The 17,178-nt window shown below is 68.7% G+C and carries 17 protein-coding genes and 1 tRNA gene; 11 read left to right on the top strand and 7 right to left on the bottom strand.

Annotated elements, in window-relative coordinates; all coding sequences use genetic code 11:
* Positions 1-2 precede the first annotated feature (2 nt).
* The 7 genes from glgC to pyrC form a co-directional block, all read right to left on the bottom strand.
* Positions 3-1,262 carry a glucose-1-phosphate adenylyltransferase gene (gene glgC, locus KBB57_RS14915; protein WP_290751713.1) on the bottom strand — a complete coding sequence of 420 codons (1,260 nt, stop codon included), beginning with the start codon at positions 1,260-1,262 and terminating at the stop codon, positions 3-5.
* A gap of 31 nt (positions 1,263-1,293) precedes the next feature.
* On the bottom strand, positions 1,294-3,495 hold the full coding sequence (glgB, locus tag KBB57_RS14910) for a 1,4-alpha-glucan branching protein GlgB (RefSeq protein WP_290751710.1): 2,202 nt from the start codon (positions 3,493-3,495) through the stop codon (positions 1,294-1,296).
* Between the two features lie 89 nt (positions 3,496-3,584).
* On the bottom strand, positions 3,585-6,029 hold the full coding sequence (locus KBB57_RS14905) for a glycogen/starch/alpha-glucan phosphorylase (RefSeq protein ID WP_290751708.1): 2,445 nt from the start codon (positions 6,027-6,029) through the stop codon (positions 3,585-3,587).
* Positions 6,030-6,622: 593 nt separating this feature from the next.
* On the bottom strand, positions 6,623-6,961 hold the full coding sequence (locus KBB57_RS14900; protein ID WP_290751706.1) for a hypothetical protein: 339 nt from the start codon (positions 6,959-6,961) through the stop codon (positions 6,623-6,625).
* A gap of 52 nt (positions 6,962-7,013) precedes the next feature.
* Positions 7,014-7,694: an orotate phosphoribosyltransferase gene (locus KBB57_RS14895; RefSeq protein ID WP_290751703.1), complete on the bottom strand. Its 681-nt coding sequence runs from the start codon at positions 7,692-7,694 to the stop codon at positions 7,014-7,016.
* Positions 7,695-7,708: 14 nt separating this feature from the next.
* Positions 7,709-8,035, bottom strand: a complete 327-nt coding sequence (locus KBB57_RS14890; protein WP_290751700.1) for a YnfA family protein — start codon at positions 8,033-8,035, stop codon at positions 7,709-7,711.
* On the bottom strand, positions 8,032-9,066 hold the full coding sequence (pyrC, locus tag KBB57_RS14885) for a dihydroorotase (protein WP_290751740.1): 1,035 nt from the start codon (positions 9,064-9,066) through the stop codon (positions 8,032-8,034). The genes KBB57_RS14890 and pyrC overlap by 4 nt, the downstream gene beginning before the upstream one ends.
* Before the next feature lie 434 nt (positions 9,067-9,500).
* On the opposite strand from pyrC, the gene KBB57_RS14880 reads away from it, so the two are divergent.
* From KBB57_RS14880 to KBB57_RS14830, 11 genes are all read left to right on the top strand, one after another.
* On the top strand, positions 9,501-10,241 hold the full coding sequence (locus KBB57_RS14880) for an ATP-dependent Clp protease proteolytic subunit (protein WP_290751697.1): 741 nt from the start codon (positions 9,501-9,503) through the stop codon (positions 10,239-10,241).
* A gap of 11 nt (positions 10,242-10,252) precedes the next feature.
* Positions 10,253-10,603: a hypothetical protein gene (locus tag KBB57_RS14875; protein WP_290751695.1), complete on the top strand. Its 351-nt coding sequence runs from the start codon at positions 10,253-10,255 to the stop codon at positions 10,601-10,603.
* 78 nt (positions 10,604-10,681) lie between these two features.
* Positions 10,682-10,767: transfer RNA gene (locus KBB57_RS14870), tRNA-Tyr, on the top strand.
* Between the two features lie 42 nt (positions 10,768-10,809).
* Positions 10,810-11,274, top strand: a complete 465-nt coding sequence (locus KBB57_RS14865; protein WP_290751693.1) for a hypothetical protein — start codon at positions 10,810-10,812, stop codon at positions 11,272-11,274.
* A gap of 92 nt (positions 11,275-11,366) precedes the next feature.
* The gene (locus KBB57_RS14860; RefSeq protein WP_290751690.1) at positions 11,367-12,116 is read left to right on the top strand and encodes an amino acid ABC transporter substrate-binding protein; all 750 of its coding nucleotides are present in this window, start codon (positions 11,367-11,369) and stop codon (positions 12,114-12,116) included.
* 20 nt (positions 12,117-12,136) lie between these two features.
* Positions 12,137-12,808, top strand: a complete 672-nt coding sequence (locus KBB57_RS14855; RefSeq protein ID WP_290751688.1) for an amino acid ABC transporter permease — start codon at positions 12,137-12,139, stop codon at positions 12,806-12,808.
* The gene (locus KBB57_RS14850) at positions 12,805-13,536 is read left to right on the top strand and encodes an amino acid ABC transporter ATP-binding protein (protein ID WP_290751686.1); all 732 of its coding nucleotides are present in this window, start codon (positions 12,805-12,807) and stop codon (positions 13,534-13,536) included. The genes KBB57_RS14855 and KBB57_RS14850 overlap by 4 nt, the downstream gene beginning before the upstream one ends.
* Positions 13,537-13,623: 87 nt before the next feature.
* Positions 13,624-13,908 carry a ribbon-helix-helix domain-containing protein gene (locus tag KBB57_RS14845; RefSeq protein WP_290751684.1) on the top strand — a complete coding sequence of 95 codons (285 nt, stop codon included), beginning with the start codon at positions 13,624-13,626 and terminating at the stop codon, positions 13,906-13,908.
* Between the two features lie 94 nt (positions 13,909-14,002).
* Positions 14,003-14,398 carry a VOC family protein gene (locus tag KBB57_RS14840; RefSeq protein WP_290751682.1) on the top strand — a complete coding sequence of 132 codons (396 nt, stop codon included), beginning with the start codon at positions 14,003-14,005 and terminating at the stop codon, positions 14,396-14,398.
* 50 nt (positions 14,399-14,448) lie between these two features.
* Entirely contained in the window at positions 14,449-14,973 is a 525-nt protein-coding gene (locus KBB57_RS14835) for a Twin-arginine translocation pathway signal (RefSeq protein WP_290751680.1), read from the top strand.
* Positions 14,974-14,986: 13 nt separating this feature from the next.
* A complete protein-coding gene (locus tag KBB57_RS14830; protein WP_290751678.1) occupies positions 14,987-16,558 on the top strand; it encodes a GMC family oxidoreductase in 1,572 nt (523 codons plus the stop codon).
* The last annotated feature ends 620 nt before the right edge of the window (positions 16,559-17,178 follow it).

Genomic DNA, 17,178 nt, shown 5'->3' with positions numbered 1-17,178 from the left:
GATCAGAGCCCCAGACGGTCGATCATCGGCTGGGTGATCAGCACCACCCCGTTCTCCGTCCGCCGGAAGCGCTTGGCGTCGAGCACGGGATCCTCGCCGACCACCAGCCCCTCGGGGATGATGACGCCGCGGTCGACCACGACCTTGCGCAGCCGGACGTTCCGGCCGATCTCGCATTCCGGCAGGATCACCGCCTCCTCGAGATGGCTGTAGGAGTTCGCCCGCACCCCGGTGAACAGCAGCGACCGCTTCAGGCTCGCGCCCGAGACGATGCAGTTGCCGGCGACGAGGCTCGAGATCGCCATGCCGCGCCGGCCGTCCTCGTCGTGGACGAACTTGGCGGGCGGCGTCAGCTCGGCATAGGTCCAGATCGGCCAGGACGTGTCGTAGAGGTCGAGCTCGGGGATGACGTCGGTCAGGTCGACGTTCGCCTCCCAGTAGGCGTCCACGGTGCCGACGTCGCGCCAGTAGGCTTCCGCCTCGTTGCTGGTGCGCACGCAGGAGCGCGAGAAGCGGTGCGCGACCGCCTTGCCGTGCTCGACGATGTAGGGGATCAGGTCCTTGCCGAAGTCGCGCGTCGAGTCCGGGTTGGCGGCGTCGCGGCGCAGCAGGTCCATCAGGAACGCCGTCTGGAAGACGTAGATGCCCATCGAGGCCAGCGCCAGGTCCGGGCTGCCGGGGATGCCCGGCGGGTCGGCCGGCTTCTCGACGAAGGCGGTGATGGTGTCGACCGGGTCGACATGCATCACCCCGAAGCCGGTCGCCTCCATCCGCGGCACCTCGAGGCAGCCGACGGTGACGTCGGCCCCGCTCTCGACGTGCTGGCGCAGCATCAGCTCGTAGTCCATCTTGTAGATGTGGTCGCCCGCGAGGATGACCATGAACTCCGGCCCGTAACTCTCGATGATGTCTATGTTCTGATAGACCGCATCCGCCGTGCCCTCGTACCATTGCGTCTCGGAGACGCGCTGCGAGGCGGGCAGGATGTCGAAGCTCTCGTTCCGCTCCGGCCGCAGGAAGTTCCAGCCCCGCTGCAGGTGGCGGATCAGGCTGTGCGCCTTGTACTGCGTGGCGACGCCCATGCGCCGGATGCCCGAGTTCAGCGCGTTCGACAGCGCGAAGTCGATGATCCGGGTCTTGCCGCCGAAATAGACGGCCGGCTTCGCCCGCTTGTCGGTCAGCTCCTTCAGCCGGCTGCCGCGTCCGCCGGCCAGGACATAGGCCATGGCGTCACGCGCCAGCGGCTGGGTCCGGTGGTCCATCTCTCGCTTCCCCCTTCTTGTCGGCCGGGTTTCAGTCCGGCTCGAATTCCAGCCAGATCGTCGCCAGCGGCGGCAGCGTCGTCAACGCCGCCACCCCGCCCTCGTCGCGCGCCTCGACATAGCCCGCGTTCCCGACGCCGCTGCCGCCATAGACGCCCGCGTCGGTGTTGAGGATCTCCCGCCAGCGCCCCGCCGCCGGCAGCGGCACGCGCCAGTTCTCGCGCGGCACCGGCGTGAAGTTCGACACCACCGCCACCGGCGCCGCCCCTGGCGCCTTGCGCAGCCAGGCATAGACCGAGGCCTCCGCGTCGTCGGCGAGCAGCCACTCGAACCCCTCGCCTTCGCAGTCCCGCGCGTGCAGCGCCGGCTTCGCGCGGTAGAGGTGGTTCAGGTCCCGCACCAGCGCCTGCACGCCGCGATGCTCCGCCACGTCGAGCTGGTGCCAGTCGAGGCTCCGCGCCTCCGACCACTCGGCCCCTTGCGCGAATTCCTGGCCCATGAACAGCAGCTTCTTCCCCGGATAGCCCCACATGAACGCGTAATACGCCCGCAGGTTCGCGAACTTCTGCCAGCCGTCGCCCGGCATCTTGGCGATCAGCGAGCCCTTGCCATGCACCACCTCGTCATGGCTGAGCGGCAGCACGAAGTTCTCGCTGAACGCGTAGAGCAGCCCGAACGTCAGGTCGTTGTGGTGATGCTTCCGATGCACCGGCTCGCGCGCCATGTAGGCGAGCGTGTCGTGCATCCAGCCCATGTTCCACTTGAACCCGAAGCCGAGGCCGCCCTCGTGGACCGGCGCGCTCACCTTCGGGAACGAGGTCGATTCCTCGGCGATCGTCACCGTCCCCGGATGGCTCCCGTAGACCGCCTTGTTCGTCGCCTGGAGGAAGGCGATCGCCTCGAGGTTCTCGCGCCCGCCATGGACGTTCGGGATCCACTCGCCTTCCTTGCGCGAGTAGTCGAGGTAGAGCATCGACGCCACCGCATCGACCCGCAGCCCGTCGATGTGAAACTTCTCGGACCAGTAGAGGGCGTTGTTCACCAGGAACGAGAACACCTCCTGCCGTCCGAAATTGTAGATCGCGGTGTTCCAGTCCGGATGGAACCCCTGCCGCGGATCGGCGTGCTCGTAGAGCGCCGTCCCGTCGAAATGCGCGAGCCCGTGCTCGTCCGTCGGGAAATGCGCCGGCACCCAGTCGAGGATCACCCCCACGCCCGCCCGATGCGCCCCGTCCACGAACCGCGCGAACCCCTCCGGCGGCCCGAACCGGGCGCTCGGCGCATAGAGCCCGGTGGTCTGATACCCCCAGCTCGGATCGTAGGGATGCTCGCTGATCGGCAGGAACTCGATATGCGTGAACCCCATCTCCACGACATAGGGGATCAGCTGGTCCGCCATCTCGTCCCAGGTCAGGAACTCCGTCCCGTCCCGCCGCCGCCACGACCCGGCATGGACCTCGTAGATCGAGATCGGCGTCCGCCGCGCGTCCGCCCGGCTCCAGAAGTCGCGATGCGCCGCGTCCCCCCAGTCGTGGTCCATCCAGTTCGCCACGACCGACGCGGTCTTGGGCCGAAGCTCGCTCGCCCGCGCGAACGGGTCCGCCTTCAGCGGCAGCCGGTCGCCCGAGGGCCCGATCAGCTCGAACTTGTAGGCCGTGCCCGCGCCGATGTCGGGCACGAAGATCTCCCAGATCCCGGTGTCGCGGCGCAGCCGCATGACGTGGCGCCGCCCGTCCCAGCCGTTGAAGTCGCCGATGACGCTCACCCGCCGCGCATTCGGCGCCCAGACGGCGAAATGCACGCCGTCCGCGCCCTCGTGGCGAACCGGGTGCGCCCCCATCCGGTCGAAGAGCCTGAGATGGCTCCCCTCGCGGATGTAATAGTCGTCCATCGGCCCGAGCACCGGCCCGAAGGAATAGGCGTCGCCGACCAGCCACTCGCCGCCGGCGTTCCGCGCGCGGTAGCGCAGCGGCTGTCGCTTGCGGATCTTCAGCTTCCCCTCGAAGAACCCGCCGTCATGCCGCTTCTCGAGCATGCCCGCCGGCTTGCCGTCGAGCGTCAGCGCCTCGACCTCGTCCGCGCCCTCGATCAGGCAGCGCGCCACCAGCTTGCCGTCGACCTCCTGCACGCCCAGCACCGCGAACGGATCGCCGTGCGATCCCGCGACGATGGCGTCCACCGTCGGGGAGTCGAGGACAGGGGCGGCCTTGCGCCGCGTCGGCTTCGTCGTCACGCGATCTTCCCCCCGGATTATTCTTCTGGTCGATCAGGACGTCCGTCGGTCGGTCAGGCTACAGGCGGGCAAGCTACAGGCCGGTGAAGCTACAGGCGGATTCCCCAGATGTCTCGCGCATACTCGCCGATCGTGCGGTCCGACGAGAACCACCCCATCCGCGCCGTGTTCAGGATCGCCTTGCGCCACCAGAGCTTCGGATCGGCCCAGAGCGCGTCGACCTGCCGCTGCGCCGCCGCATAGGCGTCGAAGTCGGCCGCGACCATGAACCAGTCGTGCTCGTACAGCCCGCCGACCAGCCCGCGATACCGCCCCGGGTCGTCCGGCGAGAACACGCCCGACGCGATCGCCTTCAGCGCCTGGCTGAGCTCCGGCGAGCGCTCGATCACCGCGCGCGGGTCGTGCCCGTCCTTGCGCGCCTCCGCCACCTCGTCGGCGGTCATGCCGAAGATCACGATGTTCTCCGCGCCGACGTTGTCGCGGATCTCGACGTTGGCGCCGTCGAGCGTCCCGATGGTCAGCGCCCCGTTCAGCGCGAACTTCATGTTGCCGGTGCCCGACGCCTCCATCCCCGCCGTGGAGATCTGCTCCGAGAGATCCGCCGCCGGCACCAGCACCTCGGCGAGGCTGACGTTGTAGTTCGGCACGAACACCACCCGCAGCACGTCGCGCACCAGAGGGTTCGAGTTGATCACCCGGCCGACGTCGTTGGCGAGCTTTATGATCAGCTTGGCGTTGTGGTAGCTCGGCGCCGCCTTGCCGGCGAAGAACTTCACCCGCGGCGTCCAGTTCTTCTCCGGATGCGAGCGGATCTGGTCGTAGAGCGCCACCGCCTCGATGATGTTGAGGAGCTGGCGCTTGTATTCGTGGATGCGCTTGATCTGGATGTCGAAGAGCGCGTTCGGGTCGACCTTCACCCCCATCCGCGCGCGCACCACCGCCGCCAGACGATCCTTGTTGCGTCGCTTCACCTTGGCGAAGGCGTCCTGCACCTCCGGGTCGTCGGCGTATTTCTCGAAAGCCGCGAGCGCGTCGATGTCGTCGAGGAAGCCCGGCCCGATCGTGTCGGCGATCAGCCCGGTCAGCTCCGGGTTGCACTGCATCAGCCAGCGCCGCGGCGTGATGCCGTTGGTCTTGTTGTTGATCCGGAGCGGATACATCCGGTGGAGATCGGCGAACACCGTCTCCTTCATCAGCTCGGTGTGCAGCGCCGAGACGCCGTTGATCGAATGCGCCCCGACGAAGGCGAGGTTGCCCATGCGCACCCGCCGCTCGCCGGTCTCGTCGATCAGGCTGATCGAGCGGATCTCGGCGTCGTCGAAGCCGTGGTCGCGGCGCGCCTCGCGCAGGAGCCGCGCGTTGATGTCGTAGACGATCTGCATGTGCCGCGGCAGCAGCGCCTCGAAGAGCGGCACCGGCCAGCTCTCCAGCGCCTCGGGCAGCAGCGTGTGGTTGGTGTAGCCGATCGTCTTGCGCGTCAGGTCCCAGGCCGCCGCGAAGTCGAGGCCGTGGACGTCGACGAGGAGCCGCATCAGCTCGGCGACGCAGACGGCCGGATGGGTGTCGTTGAGCTGGATCGCCACCTTGTCGGAGAGGTTCGCCAGCGTCCCGTATTGCTGCAGGTGCCGGCGCAGGATGTCCTGCAAGGCCGCCGACGAGAAGAAATATTCCTGCCGGAGCCGCAGCTCCTGCCCCGAGGGCGAGGCGTCGGCGGGGTAGAGCACCCGCGTCAGCGCGTCGGCCCGGTTGCTCTCGCGAAGCGATCCGATGTGGTCGCCGGCGTTGAATGCGTCGAGATGGATCGGGTCGATCGGGTCGGCCGACCACAACCTGAGCGTGTTCACCCGCTTGCCGCGCCAGCCGACGATCGGCGTGTCGTAGGCGGTGGCGATAACCCGCTCCGCCGGCTTCCAGACGTAGCGCGCCTCCGAGCCGTTGGCCTCCAGGTACTCGACGAACCCGCCGAAGCCGACCTCGTAGGCGCTCTCGCGCCGGTCGAACTCCCAGGGGTTGCCGTGCTCGAGCCAGGTCTCCGGCAGCTCGGCCTGGTTGCCGTCGACGATCTCCTGCCGGAACAGGCCATGGCGATAGCGGATGCCGTAGCCGTAGGCCGGCACGCCGATCGAGGCCATGCTCTCCATGAAGCAGGCGGCGAGCCGCCCGAGGCCGCCGTTGCCGAGGGCGGCGTCCGATTCGAGTTCGGCGATCTGGTCGAAGTCGACGTCGAGCGTCTTCAGCGCCGCGCGCAGCGGCTCGGTCATCCCGAGATTCGAGACGGCGTCGCGCATCAGCCGCCCGATCAGGAACTCGAGGCTGAGATAGTAGACCCGCTTGTCCTTGGCGAGGTAGGTCGCCCGGGTCGAGGGCATCCAGTGGTCGATGGCGCGGTCGCGCACGATCAGGATGGTCGCCTGCAACCAGTCATGGGGCCGCGCCACCTTCGGATCCTTGCCGATCCGGTAGATGAGCCGGTTGACGATCTCGCCCGCCAGCATCTCCGGATCGAGCGCCTCGCGTGGGTTCGGTTCGTACATCCCGGGAGACGCCTCGTTCATCGGAAAGCCCTCTGCGTTGACCATCTACTCAAACCGGTTTGGGGAGTATGCGCATGTTGACGCCGCCTGCAAGGGGGAATGGTGCGCGGCCGGGCAAGGAAGCGGCGATAGTCCGCCGCGCGGGCAGCCGGCGCCGAAGAAGGCGGCGCTCGGCCCCCGCCGCCGCCCCACGGCCCGAAGTCGGCCCGCGTCCGGCGCCGGCTGCGCGCTTCGCCGCAGCGGCGTCAGTTCCGTGACCTCCCACGTCGTCCCGGTTTTCGCGACGTCGACCTGCATCCGGGCCGAGGCCCGCGACATCGCGTAAGTTACCCGGTTTCCGAAGAAGTCGTCCCCCACCGTCGTGTTGTTCGAGATGAACCCGTAGGCCAGCACGCAGCGCGCCAGGTCGGGCCGCCCGAAGTTGCCCCCGCGCGGGCTCGGGCGGCGCAAGCCCGTATCCGGCGGGCGGCGTCAATAGCCGGTTAAAAAGTGGCAAGCCGGATTCCAGCCGGATTCCAGCCGCGTTCCAGCCACGCTTTTCGTCGCCGTTCCAAGGGTTCACCGTATCCGGGCCGATATGGCGCCCGGGCGGCTCAACGCGGCAGGTCGAACGCCAGCCCGGCCCCCCGCAACTCGTCCAGCGTCTTGTCCGCGCAACTCCCCGACTGCTCCCCGCCGGCGCGTTGCGGCGTCCCGTCGATGGTGATCACCCCCGCCTGACGGTCGAGCGTAAGATAAACCGCCTGACCGTCGGCGAGCTGAGAGAAGTAATAGGCCCGCGTCGTGCCCTTGTATTCGCAATATACGACCACGGGAAAGTCCGAGAACCCGGGCTCGTCTGCCCTCACACCGCTCCCGACTGCCGCCGCCCCGGCAAGCACCGCCGCCAGAGCCGCCAGCCGCGCCGCATCCGTCGCGCTCCCGAGCCGCATTCTCGCTCTCCCCTCCGCCGCCACAGGCAAATTCTCCAATTGCGTCAACACCTCACGCCCCTCCGTTCGCCGACGACCACTCCCGCGGCGCATCGAGGAACGCCTCCACCGCCGCCAGCGTCCCCGCATCGAACCGCCCCTGCGCCCGCGCCTCCGCCAGCACGTCCCGCCACGTCGCCAGCCAGTGCAGCGTCAGCCCGTCCGCCTCCAGCTTCGGCAGCGCGTCGGCGAAGATGTCGTAGAAGAACACCACCGAGCAATGCGCCATCACCCCGCCGGCCGCTCTAACCGCCTGGGAGAAAACGAGTTTCGACCCGCCCTCCGAGGCGAGGTCCTCCACCAGCAGCACCCTTGCCCCCTCGGGCATGAACCCCTCGATCTGCGCGTTCCGCCCGAACCCCTTCGGCTTCTTGCGCACATAGAGCATCGGCAGCCCCATCCGCTCCGCGATGAACGCCGCGAACGGAATCCCCGCCGTCTCGCCCCCCGCCACCGCGTCGAAGGCCTCGAAGCCGACGTCGCGCATCAGCTTGGCGACGGAAAAATCCATCAATGTCGAGCGGATGCGCGGAAACGAGATCAGCTTGCGGCAGTCGATGTAGACCGGCGAGGCGAGGCCGGAGGTGAAGCGGAACGGCTCGCCGGCGCGGAAATGCACCGCCTCGACCTCCCACAGCATCCGCGCGGTAAGGCGGGCGATCTCCGCGTCGGAAGGAGCTGAAAAGGCCGGCATTCTTCTCTCCGCTGTCAGGCAGGCCCGCGCGGGGCCAGAAGGATGATGAGCGCCCCCGAGACCGACAGCGCAGCGCCGGCGAGGTCCCAACGGTCCGGCCGCAGCCCCTCGACCCGCCAGAGCCACAGGAGCGCGCAGGCGATGTAGATCCCGCCATAGGCCGCATAGGCCCGCCCCGCCGCATCGACCGGCGATAGCGTCAGCAGCCAGGCGAAAACCGCCAGCGCCGCCATCCCGGGCACGAGGATCCACGCCGAACGGTCGAGCCGCAGCCAGGCCCAGAACGCGAAGCACCCGGCGATTTCCGCAATCGCCGCCGCCACATAGACCAGTACGCTCACGCCCGCACCCGCCAGCGCGGCGGCGACCCCGGGTCGAACACCCGCACCGCCCCGGCGCCGGTCTCGACCACCTCCGGGACAGGAGCCTCGACCCGCTCGAGCGTCACCGTTCCCTCGTTCGCCGCCAGCCCGTAGAACGCCGGCCCGTGCAGGCTGGCGAACCCCTCCAGCCGCCCGAGCGCGCCTTCCTCCTCGAAGACCTGCGCCAGCCACCCGAGCGCCACCGGCGCCGAGAACACCCCCGCCGCGCAGCACTCCGCCTCCTTGGCGTGCCGCGGATGCGGCGCGCTGTCGGTCCCGAGGAAGAACCGCGGGTCGCCGGAGACCGCCGCCGCCCGCAGCGCCAGCCGGTGAACCTCGCGCTTCAGGATCGGCAGGCAGTAGAAATGCGGCCGCATCCCGCCGACAAGCATCTGATTCCGGTTGAGAATCAGGTGATGCACCGTCAGCGTCGCGGCAAGCCCTCGCCCCGCGCCGGCCACATAGTCGACGCCGTCCCGGGTGGTGACATGCTCCATCACCACCCGCAGCTCCGGCAGCCGCCGCCGCAGCGGATCGAGCACCCGCTCGACGAACACCGCCTCGCGGTCGAAGATATCGACGGCCGGATCGGTGACCTCGCCATGCACGCAGAGCGGCAGCCCGACCTCCGCCATGCGCTCCAGCACCGGCATCACCCGGTCGAGGTCGCGCACCCCGCTCGCGGAATTCGTCGTCGCGCCAGCGGGATAGAGCTTCACCGCCGTCACCAGCCCGTCCCGCGCCGCCGCCGCCACGTCCTCCGGGTCGGTCCCCTCGGTCAGGTAGAGGGTCATCAGCGGCGTGAAGTCCTGCCCCTCCGGCAGCGCCGCGAGGATCCGCGCCCGATAGGCGGCGGCGTCCCGCGCCGTCATCACCGGTGGCACGAGGTTTGGCATGATGATGGCGCGCGCGAAGTCGCGGCTCGCGGGCAGCACGCCCGCGAGCATCGCCCCGTCGCGCAGGTGCAGGTGCCAGTCGTCGGGCCGGCGCAGGGTCAGCGTCTCGGTCAGGTCCGCCTCCGTCTCGATTCCCGCCCCTTACCACGCCCCGCCCGCCCGCGCGACCGCGGGCCATCGCGCCCTCCCGACGAACGCGCCACGTGCATCTGAAGGGGCTGCTCGATCTGCACTGGGATGAGATAACGCCCCGCACGTGTCGGGAGCTCCCCGAAAGCCTGACAAGGACGTCGGGCCGCTACAGCGCCAATGGCTGCCTTCGGGTGCTGAAGGCCATCCTCAACGATGCTGGCCGCACCCTGGACATCCCCCGTAACCCGGTCTCGCGGGGCGTTCGGATGCCCGGAAAGACGTGAACAGGGGACTAACGGGATTGAGCTTCCCGCATCCCGACAATTGTGTGAACGTCTCTCCTGATTGGTCAGCCGTCAGCACAAGGACTGATGCGGATGACGGGGTGCGGGAAAATTGTTTGCGCAATGGCAGGCATGGCGCTGTCCTCGATCGCCGCCAGCGCCGAGATCATCGCCGGCAGCGTTGATGATCCCGCGCTCGGGCGGAGCTTTGTGGCGCAGCTATCCGGCGAAATCACCGCTCGCGACGTCGAGGCACTTGCGGGAGCGCGAGCCCTCGCAGAAGCCACCAACGTCCGAATGCTCATGCTTGACTCACCCGGTGGCGACGTCGAGAGCGCGCTGAGCATCGGGCGGATGGTTCGTGCTCTCGGCATCACGGTCATTGTCCCACCAGGCGCGGAGTGTCTAAGCGCCTGCGTCTTTATCCTGGCGGCCGGTGCAGACCGCATTCCCAAGGGGCGCGTCGGTATCCATCGACCATATTTCTTGGTGCCTCCCGGACGGGACATCGGCGAGGCGCTGCGCCACATCGAGCAGGAATCTCGGGACTACCTTGCAGAGATGAACGTCCCGGCGCGCCTGGCTGAGGACATGTTCAGCATCGACCCGAGGGAGATGGAGATCCTCGATGACGAGCAGTTGCGGGCCTACCGCCTGACCGGGCGAGACATGGTGGATCGCGAGGAGAGCGCCCTTCGTCTCGCCGAGGAACTCGGGATGTCACGCCAAGACTATGAGGCATTCGCCGGGGACCTCAACTATCGCTGCGCGATCTTCTCCGGCCAGCGGTCGGCGCTTTTCGATTGCATCCGAACTGTCGCGGCCGCGCACGGCGTCCCAGACGCCTCGCGGTTGCTTGGGGACGGACAATGAAGCGATGCGTCTTGATCGCGGCGGCGCTGATCTCTGGCGCGGGACTGGCCTGCGCGGAGGAGTGGGTCGACCTCGGCGGAATGGGATTCGAATTGGATACGTCTTCCGTAGACGTGGGCCGTGGCAACTCCTCCGCGTGGATCAGGAAGATCGCAGCCACGGAACAAGGTCAGCTTGCGACGCACATGCTCGTCATCGCGCACTGTGGGCAGGATCTGCTGGAGATCGAGCGCGGCGTCCTGGAATCGGACTGGTCGTCCAAGATCGTCGAGATGCCGGAGCTGCCACCTGAAGACAGGTTCATGGCGATCCCGGTTAAGAACCCAGCGTTCAACAATCTCTATGCCTACCTCTGCAGGTAAGCTTTTCCCTGGTAGGGGGAGCGTTTTGCCGTGTTGACCCCTCGGCTTCTAGGGCATAATGAGCGCTCGCTGACCTCGGGAGGGGTGGCAGAGCGGTCAAATGCAACGGACTGTAAATCCGTCGGGGCAACCCTACGCTGGTTCGAATCCAGCCCCCTCCACCACCTAACCCCCGCATTCCGAGACCATCTCCGGAGGTTGTCGCGATGAGCGATAAGATCGATCCCAACCAGCTGCCGCAGTCGGCGGAGGCGCTGAGGATGTCCATCCTCCAGAAGGAGATGGAGCGGATGGACCAGGACCGGAAGGTCCACGAGGCGGAGGAGAAGAAGCGCGCGGACTTCGCCCACGACTTCCTGTCGAAGCACGTCAGCGAGGACGAGATCGCCATGGTCCGCCGCCTCATCGGCATCGCGGTCCGCGACGGCAAGTTCGAGGCGATGGTCTATTCCTTCCCGTCCGTGCTCTGCACCGACGGCGGGCGGGCGATCAACAGCAACGACCCCCGCTGGCCGACGACGCTCCAGGGCAAGGCGCTGGAATTCTTCGAGCGCTACGAGCAGCTCGCGAAGCCGCAGGGATATCGGCTGAAGGCCATGGTGATCAACTTCCCCGGCGGCATCCCGGGCGACATCGGCCTCTTCCTGAACTGGGCGCCCGCCGAAGCCTGACGGGCTGCGGGCGGCCGGGTCCTGAACAGGGCCTCGCAACGCGGCCGGGGCGTGCTAGGTACGGGGTCCGATCACCAGAAGGGAGCCGCGCCATGAAGCGCCTCGTCACCGCCGTCCTCGTCTGGGCCGCCGTCGCCGCTCCGGCGCTTGCCGAAGACATCCGGGTCGGCATGTCGGGCGGCTACTTCCCCTTCACCTTCGTCAAGCAGGACAAGCTGCAGGGCTTCGAGGTCGACTTCATGAACGCGGTCGCCGCGGAGACCGGCGACACCGTCAGCTTCGGCACGATGGCGTTCTCCGGCCTGATCGGCGCGCTGGAGGCCGGGCGCATCGACACGGTGGCGAACCAGATCACCGTCACCCCCGAGCGCGAGGCGAGGTTCGTCTTCACCCAGCCTTACGTCTACGACGGCGCGCAGGTGGTGGTGCGCAAGGGCAACGACGCGATCAAGGGGGTCGAGGACCTGCGCGGCAAGATTGTCGCCGTCAACCTCGGCTCCAACTTCGAGCAGCTGCTGCGCGAGCTGCCCTTCGCCTCCGAGATCACCATCAAGACCTACGAGAGCAACATCGAGCAGGACACCGCGCTCGGCCGCGTCGACGCCTTCGTCATGGACCGCGTCTCCTCGGCGCAGGTGATCGCCGAGTCGCCGCTGCCGCTCCAGCTCGCCGGCCCGCCGTTCTCCGAGATCCGCAACGCGCTCCCCTTCCGCAACGACGAGGCCGGCCGCGCCATGCGCGACCGCGTCGACGCCGCCATCACCACGCTGAAGGAGAAGGGCAAGCTCCGCGAGATCTCGGAGAAGTGGCTTGGCGCCGACGTGACCGTCCCCGCCTCCTGACGCGATGCCCACCTGACGCCATGATCGTCGATCTCGAATACATGGCCGGCCTCGTGCCGGTCATACTTCGCTACGTGCCGCTCACGCTCGGGATGGCTGTCGTCTCCATGGCGATCGCGCTCGTCCTCGCCGCGGCTCTGGCGGTGATCCGGGTGCTGAAGGTGCCCGTGGCGGACCGGCTCGTCGCGGTCTTCATCAGCTTCTTCCGCGGCACGCCGCTCCTCGTCCAGCTCTTCCTCTTCTACTACGGCCTGCCGCAGGTGGTGGCCGCCTTCCGCGCCATCGACGGGGTCACCGCCGCCGTGACCGGGCTTACGCTGCACTTCGCCGCCTACATGGCGGAGAGCATCCGCGGCGCGATCCTCGGCATCGACCGCAGCCAGTGGGAGGCGGGCGCCTCGGTCGGGATGACCCAGATCCAGCTGATGCGCCGGATCATCCTGCCGCAAGCCGCCCGCGTCGCGGCGCCGACGCTGCTCAACTACTTCATCGACATGATCAAGAGCACGTCGCTCGCCTTCACCCTCGGCGTCACCGAGATGATGGGCGCGGCGCAGAAGGAGGCGGCCGGCAGCTTCCGCTACCTGGAGGCGTTCCTCGTCGTGGCGCTGATCTACTGGGCGATCGTCGAGGCGCTCTCCGTCGTGCAGCGCCGGATGGAGCGCCGCCTCGGCCGGGCCTTCGCGCGATGATCCGCGTCGAGGGGCTGACCAAGCGTTTCGGCGACCGCACGGTGCTCGACGGGATCGACCTCGAGATCGCGCCGGGCGAGCGCATCGTGGTCATCGGCCCCTCCGGCACCGGCAAGTCCACGCTCTTGCGCTGCCTGAACTTCCTCGACCGCCCGGACGCCGGCCGCATCACGCTCGGCGACCTGACGATCGACGCCGCCCGCGCCAGCCGCCGCGACATCCTCGCGCTGCGCCGACGCACCGCCTTCGTCTTCCAGAACTATGCGCTCTTCGCCAACCGCACGGCGCGGCAGAACATCACCGAGGCGCTGACCGTGATGAAAGGCATGGCGCAGGCCGAGGCGGATGCGCGCGCCGACGCGATCCTCGCCGAGATCGGCCTCGCCGACCGCGGCGACGCCTGGCCGGCGGCGCTCTCCGGCGGCCAGCAGCAGCGCATCGGCATCGGCCGGGCGATGGCGCTCCACGCCGACCTGATGCTCGTCGACGAGCCGACCTCGGCCCTCGACCCGGAATGGGTGGGCGAGGTCCTCGCGCTCCTCCTGCGCGTCGCCGGGCGCCGGCAGACCATGCTGATCGTCACCCACGAGATGCAGTTCGCCCGCGAGATCGCCGACCGCGTCCTCTTCATGGACGGCGGCCGCATCGTCGAGCAGGGCCCGCCGGCCGCCATCTTCGAGACGCCGCGCGATCCGCGCCTTCAGGCGTTCCTGCGCCGCGTCGCCTGACGCGCGCTGGTCCGCCACAGGTACGATTGCGCGGGACCGGGTCCTGCGCGACACTGGCCCGTCAGAAGAAACGTCCCGGAGGAACCGATGTGCCGCATCTACGCCGGGCAGGATCCCGGCCGCTACCAGCCCGAGACCCGCAGCCTGCGCCTGAACGGCCAGAGCACCAGCGTCCGGCTCGAGGCCGCGTTCTGGGAGATCCTCGACCAGATCGCCGCCGGCGAGGGCGTCTCCACCCCGGCCTTCATCTCGCGGCTTCACGACGAGGTGCTGCTCCTGCACGGCGAGGCCCGCAACTTCACCTCGGTGCTGCGCTGCTCCTGCCTCGTCTGGCTGACGCAGCAGGGGCCCGTGGCGCTCGCCGCCGAGTGACGTAGTAGGGGAATACCACCCGGGCCCGTCCGGGCGACCGCTATCCTCTCCCGCAGGCGGCCCCGCCGAGGCCGCGGAAAAAAGGGAGGGCGGCATGGCGAAGGCCGTGCATTCTATGATCCGCGTGCTCGACGAGGCGCGGTCGACCGACTTCTACGCGCAGGCCTTCGGGCTCGCGGTCGCCGACCGGATCGACTTCGAGACCTTCACCCTCGTCTACATGTCGAATCCCGAGGCCGACTTCGAGGTCGAGCTGACGGTGAACAAGGGCCGCACCGAGCCCTATGCGCTCGGCGACGGCTACGGCCATCTCGCGGTCGTCGTCGACGACGTCGACGCCGAGCACGCCCGGATGACCGCGGCCGGCCTCGCGCCCCGCAAGATCGTCGACTTCCAGAACGACGGCAGGCGGGTGGCGCGGTTCTTCTTCATCGCCGACCCGGACGGCTACCAGATCGAGGTGATCGAGAAGGGCGGCCGCTTCCGCTGACCCCCGACCCAGCAAGCCAAAAGCAAGCAAGATCAGGAGGAAATGCAGCTATGACAATCCCCCTCAGGAAGGCCGGGCTGTCGCGCCGGGCGCTCCTGTCGCGGAGCCTGGCCACGGTCGCCGCGACCGCCGTGGGCGCGAACTTCATCTGCGCCGCCGACGCTGCTTGGGCGCTGGAGGTGATGGCGCTGAAGCCCGAGACGATGGCGACCCTCGTCGTCCTCGCCCGCGACATCTACCCGCACGACCGGCTGGGCGACCAGTACTACGTCGTCGCCATGAAGGGCTACGACACCGCCGAGGAGGCCGAGGCGATCGAGGCCGGCGTCGCCGCGCTCGACGCCGCCGCGCAGGGCGCGGGCTATGCCTCCTATGCCGCCGCGCCCTGGGAGGCGGACCGGGTGGCGATCCTGCGCGGCATGGCCTCCTCGCCGTTCTTCCAGAAGATCCGCGGCGGCATGGTGACCGGCCTCTACAACCAGAAGGAGGTCTGGCCGCTCTTCGGCTACGAGGGCGAGAGCTTCTCCAAGGGCGGCTACATCCACCGCGGCTTCGACGACATCAGCTGGCTCTGAGGGAGAAAGACACATGCCCGCACCTTTCGACCTCGACGACGACAGCGTCGTCGTCATCATCGGCACCGGCGCCGGGGGCGGCGTCCTCGGCCACGAGCTGGCGCAGAAGGGCGTTCCCGTCGTCGCGCTCGAGGCCGGCGGCGACCATCAGCCCGAGGACTTCATCAACGACGAGTGGGAGAGCTTCGCCCAGCTCGCCTGGCTCGACCTGCGCACGACGAGCGGCACGTGGCGGGTCGCGCGGGACTTCCCGAACCTGCCCGCGTGGATCGTGAAGTCGGTCGGCGGCACCACCACCCATTTCGCCGGCGCCTCGCTGCGCTTCCAGCCGCACGAGTGGAAGGCGAGGACCACCTATGGCCCGGTCCAGGGGGCGAACCTCCTCGACTGGCCGATCGACGCCGACGAGATGGCGCCCTGGTACGACAAGGCCGAGGCCAAGATGGGCGTCACCCGCACCGGCGATCGGCCGGGCCTGCCGGGGAACAACAATTACAAGGTGTTCGAGGCGGGCGCCCACAAGATCGGCTACAAGGACGTCGACACCGGCCACATGGCGATCAACGCCGTCGACTACGACGACCGCATCGCCTGCCAGCAGACCGGCTTCTGCTTCCAGGGCTGCAAGTGGGGCGCGAAGTGGTCGACCGCCTACACCGACGTGCCCCGGGCGATGGAGAGCGGCAACTACGAGCTGCGCACCGGCGCGATGGCGCTGCAGATCGAGCATGACGACAAGGGCCGGGTGACCGGCGTCGTCTACCTCGACAAGGACGGCAAGCAGCAGCGCCAGAAGGCGAGGATCGTCGCCGTCGCCGGCAACACCATCGAGAGCCCGCGGCTCCTGCTCAACTCCGCCTCCTCGATGTTCCCGGACGGCCTGGCCAACTCGTCGGGCCAGGTCGGGCGCAACTACATGCGCCACACCACCGGGTCGGTCTATGCGATCTTCGAGCAGCCGGTGCGGATGTGGCGCGGCACGACCATGGCCGGGGTGATCCGCGACGAGGCGCGCCACGATCCGAGCCGGGGCTTCGTCGGCGGCTACGAGCTCGAGACCCTGTCGCTCGGGCTGCCCTTCATGGCGGCCTTCCTCGACCCGGGCGCCTGGGGGCGGGAGTTCACCTCGGCGATCGACGGCTACGACAAGATGGCCGGCATGTGGATCGTCGGCGAGGACATGCCGCAGGAGACGAACCGGGTCACGCTGAACCACGACGTCAAGGACAAGAACGGCCAGCCGGTGCCCAACGTCCACTACGACGACCACCCGAACGACGTCGCCATGCGCAGCCACGCCTACGCGCAGGGCGAGGCGATCTACAAGGCGGTGGGGGCGGTGCGGACGCTGCCGACGCCCCCCTATCCCTCGACCCACAATCTCGGCACGAACCGGATGAGCGAGAACCCGCGCGACGGGGTGGTGAACCGCTGGGGCCAGACCCACGACATCCCCAACCTGTTCGTCTCGGACGGGAGCCAGTTCACGACGGGGGCGGCGGAGAACCCGACGCTCACCATCGTCGCGCTCGCCATGCGCCAGGCGGACCACATCGGCTCGGAGCTCTCGAAGGGCAACTTCTGAGCCGGCGCCCGGGCGCGGCCCTGGGCCGCGCCCGCGTGCAGGGATCCGGGTGGGCGCCGTGCGTGTTCACGCGTGAAAACTCGCTAAGCCATTGATTCTTGGTCGGGGGAGCTTTGGATGGCCTGAGCGGTTGCACACTGCACGACAGTGGAGAGGAAGCCCGGCCCGAGGCTGGCCGCGACGCCGACGCCAGACGGATTTGACCCGTGGCAAATCCGTCCGCGATCGCCCCTGCGGGGGGCGAGCGCGTTGCCGCGCTCGCCGGGGCGATCACGGACGGATGGCGCGCTCCCGGAGAAATCGGCGCCCCTCACGGCTTCCGCGCCAACGCGCTCCAGCCGTCGGCGCGGCGAAAGCCGTGCTTTCGCCTGTCGCGCCGGGCCTCGCGGGCAAGCCCGCTTCGGTCGCTCGGTCGGCGCGCGCCCCGTGGATCCAGCAGGGCAGACAGGTGTCGTGCAGTGTGGAGCGGTTGCACGCCACGCGAGGGAGGGGAGCAAGGGTCAACGAGCGGCGACGTCTTGTCTTGCGACGGCTCCCGCAGGTCGACAGGCGCATGTCACCCGGCTCGACGCGGAGCGGTTCGGACAGGCGGCCCGGCCTGGACATGATCCGTAGCGCGC

Origin of the sequence: Amaricoccus sp., assembly GCF_017993425.1 — a bacterium.
Classification (GTDB): Bacteria; Pseudomonadota; Alphaproteobacteria; order Rhodobacterales; family Rhodobacteraceae; genus Amaricoccus.
Note: the sequence above shows the minus strand (reverse complement) of the source record. Positions and strands in the feature narration are given on the sequence as shown.

Excerpts from the sequence above, each read along its gene's own strand:
- glgC (WP_290751713.1), bottom strand. The coding sequence starts at position 1,262 with ATGGACCACCGGACCCAGCCGCTGGCGCGTGACGCCATGGCCTATGTC.
- KBB57_RS14905 (WP_290751708.1), bottom strand. The coding sequence starts at position 6,029 with ATGTACGAACCGAACCCACGCGAGGCGCTCGATCCGGAGATGCTGGCG.
- KBB57_RS14900 (WP_290751706.1), bottom strand. The coding sequence starts at position 6,961 with ATGCGGCTCGGGAGCGCGACGGATGCGGCGCGGCTGGCGGCTCTGGCG.
- KBB57_RS14895 (WP_290751703.1), bottom strand. The coding sequence starts at position 7,694 with ATGCCGGCCTTTTCAGCTCCTTCCGACGCGGAGATCGCCCGCCTTACC.
- KBB57_RS14880 (WP_290751697.1), top strand. The coding sequence starts at position 9,501 with ATGGCGCTGTCCTCGATCGCCGCCAGCGCCGAGATCATCGCCGGCAGC.
- KBB57_RS14865 (WP_290751693.1), top strand. The coding sequence starts at position 10,810 with ATGAGCGATAAGATCGATCCCAACCAGCTGCCGCAGTCGGCGGAGGCG.
- KBB57_RS14860 (WP_290751690.1), top strand. The coding sequence starts at position 11,367 with ATGAAGCGCCTCGTCACCGCCGTCCTCGTCTGGGCCGCCGTCGCCGCT.
- KBB57_RS14855 (WP_290751688.1), top strand. The coding sequence starts at position 12,137 with ATGATCGTCGATCTCGAATACATGGCCGGCCTCGTGCCGGTCATACTT.
- KBB57_RS14850 (WP_290751686.1), top strand. The coding sequence starts at position 12,805 with ATGATCCGCGTCGAGGGGCTGACCAAGCGTTTCGGCGACCGCACGGTG.
- KBB57_RS14845 (WP_290751684.1), top strand. The coding sequence starts at position 13,624 with ATGTGCCGCATCTACGCCGGGCAGGATCCCGGCCGCTACCAGCCCGAG.
- KBB57_RS14840 (WP_290751682.1), top strand. The coding sequence starts at position 14,003 with ATGGCGAAGGCCGTGCATTCTATGATCCGCGTGCTCGACGAGGCGCGG.
- KBB57_RS14835 (WP_290751680.1), top strand. The coding sequence starts at position 14,449 with ATGACAATCCCCCTCAGGAAGGCCGGGCTGTCGCGCCGGGCGCTCCTG.
- KBB57_RS14830 (WP_290751678.1), top strand. The coding sequence starts at position 14,987 with ATGCCCGCACCTTTCGACCTCGACGACGACAGCGTCGTCGTCATCATC.